At 39.4% G+C, this 8,335-nt stretch carries 7 protein-coding genes and 2 pseudogenes; 8 read left to right on the forward strand and 1 reads right to left on the reverse strand.

Translation table 11 applies throughout. From position 1 onward, the window contains the following. The 8 genes and pseudogenes from F6K57_RS32585 to F6K57_RS32620 form a co-directional block, all read left to right on the forward strand. Positions 1-416: pseudogene (locus F6K57_RS32585) on the forward strand (hypothetical protein); the annotation flags it as partial. A 502-nt stretch (positions 417-918) separates the two neighbouring features. Further along, a complete protein-coding gene (locus F6K57_RS32590) occupies positions 919-2,229 on the forward strand; it encodes a DUF3326 domain-containing protein (protein ID WP_293027589.1) in 1,311 nt (436 codons plus the stop codon). A gap of 17 nt (positions 2,230-2,246) precedes the next feature. After that, positions 2,247-3,098 carry a phytanoyl-CoA dioxygenase family protein gene (locus tag F6K57_RS32595; RefSeq protein WP_293027592.1) on the forward strand — a complete coding sequence of 284 codons (852 nt, stop codon included), beginning with the start codon at positions 2,247-2,249 and terminating at the stop codon, positions 3,096-3,098. A gap of 129 nt (positions 3,099-3,227) precedes the next feature. Then, on the forward strand, positions 3,228-3,956 hold the full coding sequence (locus F6K57_RS32600) for a CmcI family methyltransferase (RefSeq protein WP_293027594.1): 729 nt from the start codon (positions 3,228-3,230) through the stop codon (positions 3,954-3,956). Between the two features lie 180 nt (positions 3,957-4,136). Then, positions 4,137-5,039: a phytanoyl-CoA dioxygenase family protein gene (locus F6K57_RS32605; RefSeq protein WP_293027597.1), complete on the forward strand. Its 903-nt coding sequence runs from the start codon at positions 4,137-4,139 to the stop codon at positions 5,037-5,039. A 51-nt stretch (positions 5,040-5,090) separates the two neighbouring features. Beyond that, the gene (locus tag F6K57_RS32610; protein ID WP_293027600.1) at positions 5,091-5,903 is read left to right on the forward strand and encodes an FkbM family methyltransferase; all 813 of its coding nucleotides are present in this window, start codon (positions 5,091-5,093) and stop codon (positions 5,901-5,903) included. A gap of 71 nt (positions 5,904-5,974) precedes the next feature. Continuing rightward, positions 5,975-7,297: a DegT/DnrJ/EryC1/StrS family aminotransferase gene (locus F6K57_RS32615; protein ID WP_293027603.1), complete on the forward strand. Its 1,323-nt coding sequence runs from the start codon at positions 5,975-5,977 to the stop codon at positions 7,295-7,297. 6 nt (positions 7,298-7,303) lie between these two features. Beyond that, positions 7,304-7,933: a class I SAM-dependent methyltransferase gene (locus F6K57_RS32620; RefSeq protein WP_293027606.1), complete on the forward strand. Its 630-nt coding sequence runs from the start codon at positions 7,304-7,306 to the stop codon at positions 7,931-7,933. Positions 7,934-8,170: 237 nt separating this feature from the next. On the opposite strand, the pseudogene F6K57_RS32625 reads toward F6K57_RS32620, so the two are convergent. Next, a pseudogene (locus tag F6K57_RS32625) lies at positions 8,171-8,335 on the reverse strand (IS4 family transposase); the annotation flags it as partial.

Genomic DNA, 8,335 nt, shown 5'->3' on the forward strand with positions numbered 1-8,335 from the left:
CATCCCATCCATTCAATCTCCAGCTCAAGGACAAACAAGCTTTGGCCTTTACCAAGCAAAATGGCACACTGATTTTAACCCAGAACGACTATAACCTCTGCCTGCTCCAAGGGGATTTCTGTATCGCCATGGCAGGCACAGCCACAGAGCAATTTGTCGGGTTAGGAAAACCAGCCATTGCCATGCCAGGAGTTGGTCCCCAATATACCCCTGCTTTTGCCGAAGCCCAAACTCGCTTGTTAGGTCCATCGTTAGTAATAGCACAGCAACCAGAATTTGTGGCAACCATAGCCCAACAGTTATTGCAGAACCCAGACAAGTTACAGCTAATAGCAGAAAATGGACAGCGACGCCTTGGTCAACCAGGGGCAGCAGCTCGGATTGCTAAGTGTTTGATGGCAAAGATGAATTCTTAAGGATTAATTATTAATTATAGAGTTTATCATGGTACTGAGGTACACATAATTTTTACCCAATTTCCAATTCCCTGTTTCCTAAAAAAAAAGATGCTATGCTATAAAATTTATCGCCAAACATCGATATAGTCAACACCATATAATGATTTTGGAATTAGTGCAGAAGTCGGGAACTTTGGTGGATTGGGCAAATTCGCAGCAGCAGGGAATAAAAATTGACGAAACCATTATCACAAAAGCGATGGCTCCCGGTCTATACTGGGCTTTTAACAAAATTTAACATTTTTTTATACCATGAAAAGTAATTCTTACGATACTATGGCTAAGTGGAAAACTTAGGAGGCAAGGAAATGAACGATCAAAGATGGATTACTCTAGGTTTTCGCCCTTGCTGAATCTCTGGGAATTAGACCTACTGAGTTGTTAGCTCGTAAGGCAGTCGATGATTAGTGTAAAACTCATCCCGTTGGCTGAATAAGTTGTTAGTAAGTAAATACAGAGAATGACCCAAGTCTATACCAAAGATTTTGAAATCCAATGCCCTCCCCCACAGCGCACCTGGAGAGAAATTTCCCAAAAAATTGCTGCGCTTCCCTTACCAGGTGTTCCCATTCGCTTGATTTTAACCAAGGTTGAAGGAGACACACTCACCTTTGAATCCAGCTTTATCGATACAGACAGAGAGCCGGTTTGGTCATCGTTACTAGACATTAATATTCGTCAACGGGTTTCTAACCAACCGTTTGTCGCAGTTAGTATTATTCCCACAGGAGTCAGAGCAGAAATTGGTGGTTTTGCCGGAGATGCTACTCCCAGTACCAATCTGTTAGCGACCGCTTGTGACTATCTGGTCACTAATCCCAATGCCGTTACTGCGTCGGATATCTATTTCGGTCAGGATAATGTTCTTTATCTGGAAGGTAATCTGATTTGTCAGTTACTCCTGGGTAATATTGGAGTGATTCCAGAAAAGCGCAAAAACATTGCAGCAATTATAGAAAAGCCAAGAGATGAGCGATTTTTAAACAATGTGATTAATGCGCTCAATGGCTTGCGCGCTGTAGGGGGAATTAATATCGACCCTGTAGTTGTAACGGGTGGCCCAGTAGAAACCGCCTGTACCTATTCCCAGTATGGTAATGCTTCCGGGGAATTTAAAGGTATGGACGAATTGATGAAGGCTCTAGATGTGGTGGAAAATTCTTCCGCTAGGGCAGTGGCTTTAATGACCACTTTGGAAGTAGACGATAAAATTCGTCAAGCTTACTACCGAGGGGAATCTATCCCCAATCCTTGGGGCGGTGCGGAAGCAATTATGACCCACATGCTCACTAATTTCTATCCCTTTACTGCTGCCCATGCTCCCTTATTATTAGAGTGGGAACATACGGGATTTGGGAAATTAGTAGACCCTAGGGATGGAGCAGAATTAATTTCCAGTGCCTATGTTTGTTCGCCCCTCAATGGTTTAATCAATTCTCCCCGTCCGGTAAGGTTTGATACTCCCGTAGCAGCAGGGGAAACCAGGATATCGGTAGAGAATGTCTCGGCGGTGGTAATGCCAGAAACAACCGTGGGAAATATTCCGTTCTTAGCATCTTTAGACCAAGGTGTGCCGGTAATCTTAGTTAAAGATAATACCACTAAGTACGATATTACTCCTGAAAGATTGCAAATCGAAACTCAGGGCAACCCGATATATCGTGTCAATAGCTACATGGAGGCGGCGGGATTGCTATTAGCCTTACGTAATGGTATTGCAGTTGAAAGTACAATTCGTCCGATCCCACAACTTCAGCCGATTTTTCTGTAATTAAATTTAAGTATAATATGAAAAAAACAAGGCATTTAACTAAAGAGCAAATTGCCGAATATCATAGTAATGGTTTCATTATTGTACCCAATTTATTTGACTTAGAAGAAATCCAACCATTGTATACAGCTTGTGAAAAATATCCAGACATATGGGCAGCAGAATCGTATTACAAAAACAGTGATGGAAGCTCAAACAGCTTTGTGTGTTACTCTCATCTAAGTGATTCACTGCTAGGAGTTTTTCCTCGCATAGCTAGAATGGTAGATTCGGTTGAAGCTATTTTAGGTGAAGAATCCTATCATTTTCACTCCAAACTGGTGAGGAAAAAAGCTTACAGCAAATCTAATCTTGATTGGCATCAGGACTATGGAACTTGGTATCACTATGGCTGTATATTTCCCGATCTGATTACTTGTGGTATTGCAATCACGGACATTACTAGAGAGAATGGTTGTATGCAAGTGGTCAAAAAATCTCATTTGTTGGGACTTTTGAAGCATATGAGACTTGGCGATTCAGAGGTAACCGATCCTGAAAGAATTCAAAAAGTTTTGGATAAATTAGAGATTGTTTTTTGCGAAATGAAAGCTGGAGATGCTTTATTTTTCCATGCTAATTTACTGCATCGTTCTACTCCAAACTATACTAACAAAATGCGAATCATTTTCCATTGTACTTATAACAGGATGTCAAACGAACCCTACAAGGAAGAGTGGAAGGCACATCACAGTTATCAACCATTGAACAAGTTATCTGATTTGGCGATTAGAGAAGGTCACTACAATGGCATCTTTAATCAACAAGATTTCTTCCAAGCAGAAAATGAAGAAGATAAAGGAATTGGCTTAGCTTATAGCAAGTTTTGAGGATGCTCAATAACTATGAGACAACAATATTACCCCCGAAAAATTCCTAAACTATGACTCAAGCATCTTCTGCTTATAAGCTAATCGCATCTCATAATCAGAGGCTTTAAATAACCACTTGCACCCAGTATGGTCAAATCTAACTTAACCGAGCAAGAAAGTCTAGAGAATAAGCGGTTCGTCAAAATCTCCGATCGAGAAGATAGAGGTGATATTCCCCAGTCAGCTTGGAGACCTCTGACTGACAACTATCATTTACAAACCTGGAAAGGGATACAGATGGACAAAAGTCCTCTGGAAATTGCCATTTATCCTATGCTGATATACGAACTCCAGCCTAAAAGTATCATTGAACTTGGTGCATCTACAGGAGGAAGTGCAGTATGGTTAGCAGATCAGTTGGAATTGTTAGGCATTAACGGAAGTGTCTACTCTGTTGATATCGATTTATCCTTACTTGATGAAAAAGCCAAAGCTAATCCCAAGATAAAATTTTTGGAAGGCGATTGTCACCAGATCGATATGGTTTTATCGACCGCACTACTTTCTACACTTGCTCATCCTTGGTTAATCGTAGAAGATGCTCATGTTAATTTAGTGGGTCTCCTAAACTATTTTCATAATAATGGCTTACAAAGTGGAGATTATCTAATTGTTGAAGACACAAATAAAGCTATGTGGGAAGAGTGGTCTGATTGGGAAGATCGAGAATTTATTGAACAGATGAAACGCAAGCTATTTTCACTAAAAAACTGGCTTATGAAGCATCAAGATGAATACTTAATTGATACTTACTACCAGGATATGTTTGGTTATAACGGTTCTAAAAATTGGAATTCGATGCTTAAAAAAATCTAGATGGAAACTTACGCCAGCCAATCTATAGCAACTCTCTATGCCATGGGGTACAAAGGGATCCCCCTAAATCCCCCTTATCAAGGGGGACTTTGAGGTTGATCAGCGTACCTCATAAATCCTAGAAACGCTATATATAAAATTTAAACTCTCATCTCAAACAAAAAACAATCTATATACAATATGTATAAACTAACTGAGGCTCAGATTCAAAGTTTTCATAAAAAAGGATGGCTTGGACCTCTTGATACGTTCTCTTCTACAGAAGTTGAGTTGGTAGGCAAACAACTGAGGGAAATTAGTCAAGTAAAAGAAATAGAAGGCTTTGAAGTCGTAAGTTTTTATAACAAGTATATGGATTGCTACACACCTCGCGATCATCATTTTGCTTGTGAATCTGTCACTAAGTTGTTTGCTGACAAAAGAATTATACAACGGCTAAATCAACTAGGTAAAACTGATTTATTACTATGGAGAACGAATATTTTTCATCGTATGCCCGGACAGGCAGGAATCGGTTGGCATCAAGCCTTCGATTACTACGGATTTGACGTTGACGAGACTAAAAGAAGAGATCTCGATTTTCCCAAAGATGAAGATATATTAGACTTAGTAGTGTGGGTAGCCATTGAAGATGTAACGCCGGAAATTGGTACTTTACGATTTGCTAATGGCTCATACAACACAAGATTTAAAATTATTAAAACACCTGTTGACCAAGGTACATATCCCGAACAGAAGTATTACGTTTCTGGAAATCAGAGCAAATCATACGCAAAATCCTATGACTTTAATGAAGATGAATGGGAAATAGAAACTTTGCCTGAAATAAAAGCGGGTCAGATTGTAATTTTTACTGAACGAGTAATGCACAGTGCGCCTGCTAATTTGTCACAGCAAGAGCGATTTGCTATTAATGGACGCTACATTTATCCCCGTGTCACAGTTTATCCAGACCGACTAGCTGGCGATTACATTGACAACTATGGTCGAGATATCAGTAACCACTTTTGCGTGTTAGTCTCTGGGAAAGATAATTTTGGGGTTAATGTAGTGAAAGAGGGGAAACCTATGAACCAGACATAATGTTTGGGAGTATGTTTTTTGTCAATTTTTAATTGTTGTAGGTATATAAGAATGCCAAAGGATATTTACACGATATTTAGTGAGTTAGCTACCTTAAAGCAAGACTTATTTAAGTCTTATTTTGAAGATCAAGAAATCAAAGAATTTTTTTTGGGTGAAGAAATAGCATACGACTTTTTTTTCTACCCAGCAATATTTAGAAAATATCAAATTAAACCTCGGGGGGCACTCTATTTTGGTGGGCATAAAGGCGAACTACTTTTGCAGTTTATCTTAGTGGGATTTACTGATATAATTATAGTCGAGCCAGTACCTGAGTTATTTGAACAGTTGCAAGTAAAAATTGAACAGATCCACCGTTTGTTGAACTGCTACGGAGATCTTATTAACGACAAACCAATTAGCTCAATAGAAGCAGTCCAATGTGCAGTCAGCAATGAGAATGGCTCAGCGGAATTTCATGTTACATCAAACTCATACATAGGGTCGCTGTTTAAGCCAAATGCTAAAGTCTTTGAAGAACAAGAAATATTCACAGATGCAACAGTAAATAAACGCATCATCGTTCCAACCAGAACAGTCGATAGCATTATCAAACAGTCTTCCAAGAATTTCTCTGATTTCAATTTCTTATATCTAAACACTCAAGGGGCTGAATTGCAGGCTTTAGAATCAGCGGAAAAAACTCTAGCTCACATTGACTGTATCTATCTAGAAAAAGATATTGCCCCTCGTTACGAAAACTTGAATTCTGTAGAAGAAATAGACCGTTTCATCTTAGAGCGCAATTTTGTCAAGGAATGGGAATACCTTGATGAAAGGTGGGGTGTAGCTTTTAGTTTTTATGTCAAGACTAAAACATAATAAATTGAGACTCAACGCCACCCGATATATCGTGTCAATTTAAGCAAATCTTAAATTAATACTCGACTAACATGAATCAACCTTCTTCTGCTTATCAGGCCATTACATCCCATAATCAGAATATTCAGGTCAGCCTTTATACTCCCGCCCACCAAGGAATTGCTCAAAATAGCGTACGCCTGAGTGAAGAAATCTATCAATATGATGTAGCGTTCCTCACTCGCCCTCGCACTGAGAGCATCGAAAAACATTTCTCTGAAATGTATGGCACTAAACATACCTTTTGGCTAACTGGGGGCGGGACTCAAGGGGTTTTAACGGCTTGTGCTTTATTGGGTACTCAGTACAAACGAGTGGCGATCGCTCTTAACAGTCATATTGCCACCATAAACGGCATCATTTTAGCAGGATTAGAACCCTATTTTATTCCTTCTGTGTCTTTGATGCCCACTACCTCCGAAGTTATTTCCGCATTAGAAACCAGTGGCGTATCGGCTTTGTTACTAACTCATCCGAGTTATGAAGGTGTAACTGTGGATCTGGCATTGATAGCTGATTACTGTCGCGATAGCGATATTGCTTTAGCAGTAGATGAAGCCCACGGTAGTCATTTTCCCTTTCTCGACGAACAATGGCAATCAGCGATCGCATTTAAGGCAGATATCGTCACCCATAGTATGCACAAATATACTGGGAGTTTGGTACAGACGGCTTTATTGCATTTACCCACTGACTCTAGGTTTAGTATTGAACAAGTTATGGGGGTGATGCCTTTATTTGAAACCACTACCCGCAGTAACCTGTTAATGCTGAGTATTGAAGATGCGATTAAGAAGGGGTATTCTGAGGAAGGTCAAGCTTTATTTTGGCAAGCTATTGGTGAATGCGATCGCCTGCGCAGTCAATTGGATAATTACGGCAAGGTGTTAACGTATGATGCCCAAGTTAGCGATCCTCTGAAAATCTATTTAAAAAGCGATCGCACTACAGGGGAAGAGTTAGCAGAGCTGTTGTACGAAAGCGGGATTGATGGGGAATTTGCTGGTGAGGAGGGATTGTTATTAATTTTCTCTTTCCATCACAATCAACAAGATTTCCAATTTATGAGAGAAACCTTAGCAGCCATTGTGCCGATTCTGAGGGAAAAAGCACCAAAAGATACTTTACCTGACAGTTACTTTTGCCGTCGTCCTCAAATGAGGACTTTACCTAAAGATGCTTTCTTTAGCCGGAAAGAAAAGTTACCCATTGGGCAAGCATTAGGTAAAATTAGCAGTTGCTGTATCAAGAAAGTTCCCCCAGGGAGTCCAATTTTGATACCAGGAGAAGAAGTTACTCAGTGGCACCTGCAACGTTTATCTCCTGATACTGTTGTTGAATTAGTTATGGAGTGATTAAAGATGGTCGAAGAACAAGCCAACGATTTTTTAGAAGCAAGACCTTGGTTATCTGGGATTTGTGATAGCCAAAGTACTGAGGAATTAAAAAGTAAGTACGATAGTTGGGCGAATACTTACGATGCAGATATAAAAGAAGATTGGTCTTTTATGCCTGCTAACATAGCACAGACATTAAGCAAACTGCTTCCTAAGAAAGATGCCACAATTCTAGATGCTGGTGCTGGGACAGGGTTAGTGGGTGAAGCCTTATACCAAAAGGGATATACTAATCTTATTGCTGCGGATTTGTCAGAAAAAATGCTGGCGATCGCTAAAGAGAGACAAGTCTACAAGGCTCTCCATCAGTGTAATTTAGAAGATTCTCAAATTTTTAGTAATTCAGTAACTTTTGATGCTATTATTGCTGCAGGGGTTTTTGCTTATGCTCATGCTGGGGTTGAGGTATTAAACAATCTATTCGGTCTTTTAAAAGAGGAGGGAATTTTTTTGTTGACGATACGGGAAGACTATCGCCGTGAAATGCAGACAGCCTTAGAGCAATTACCGTGGACACTAGTTAGTGAAGAGGGTTTTCCGATATATGAAGAAGCCAAATTGATGTATCTTATGGCTTTTAAAAAGAAGGAGTGATCGCTAAGTTATTTGAAGTTAATTTACTTATTTCACACTTTCCTTATACACACTCCTACCTACAAGCTCCATCTGTGAAGTACAATTTATACAAATTTAGATAAGCTTACCCTGTAACTTATAGTTGTTGATTTCAATTAAAATACCATGAATAATATGAATCAATCAGAATTAAAACTTGGCTTAGAAAAACTAAAGCAAGATTGGGAACCAAAACTGAGGGGGTGACGAAATGAGCTAAAACGCAGATTCTATAAGCGACCTAGCCCTTAAACCGCGTTGATAATACTTTCGTTTATTAGGATTTAATTTCATTAATTCGGTTACTAATTTTAGACAAACATCCTTAAAATTCATCCAGGTTTGACCATACAAACCAACGTAAAAACTGCTATGCCTCCG

It is taken from the genome of Moorena sp. SIO4A5 (assembly GCF_010672005.1).
Taxonomy (GTDB): Bacteria; Cyanobacteriota; Cyanobacteriia; order Cyanobacteriales; family Coleofasciculaceae; genus Moorena.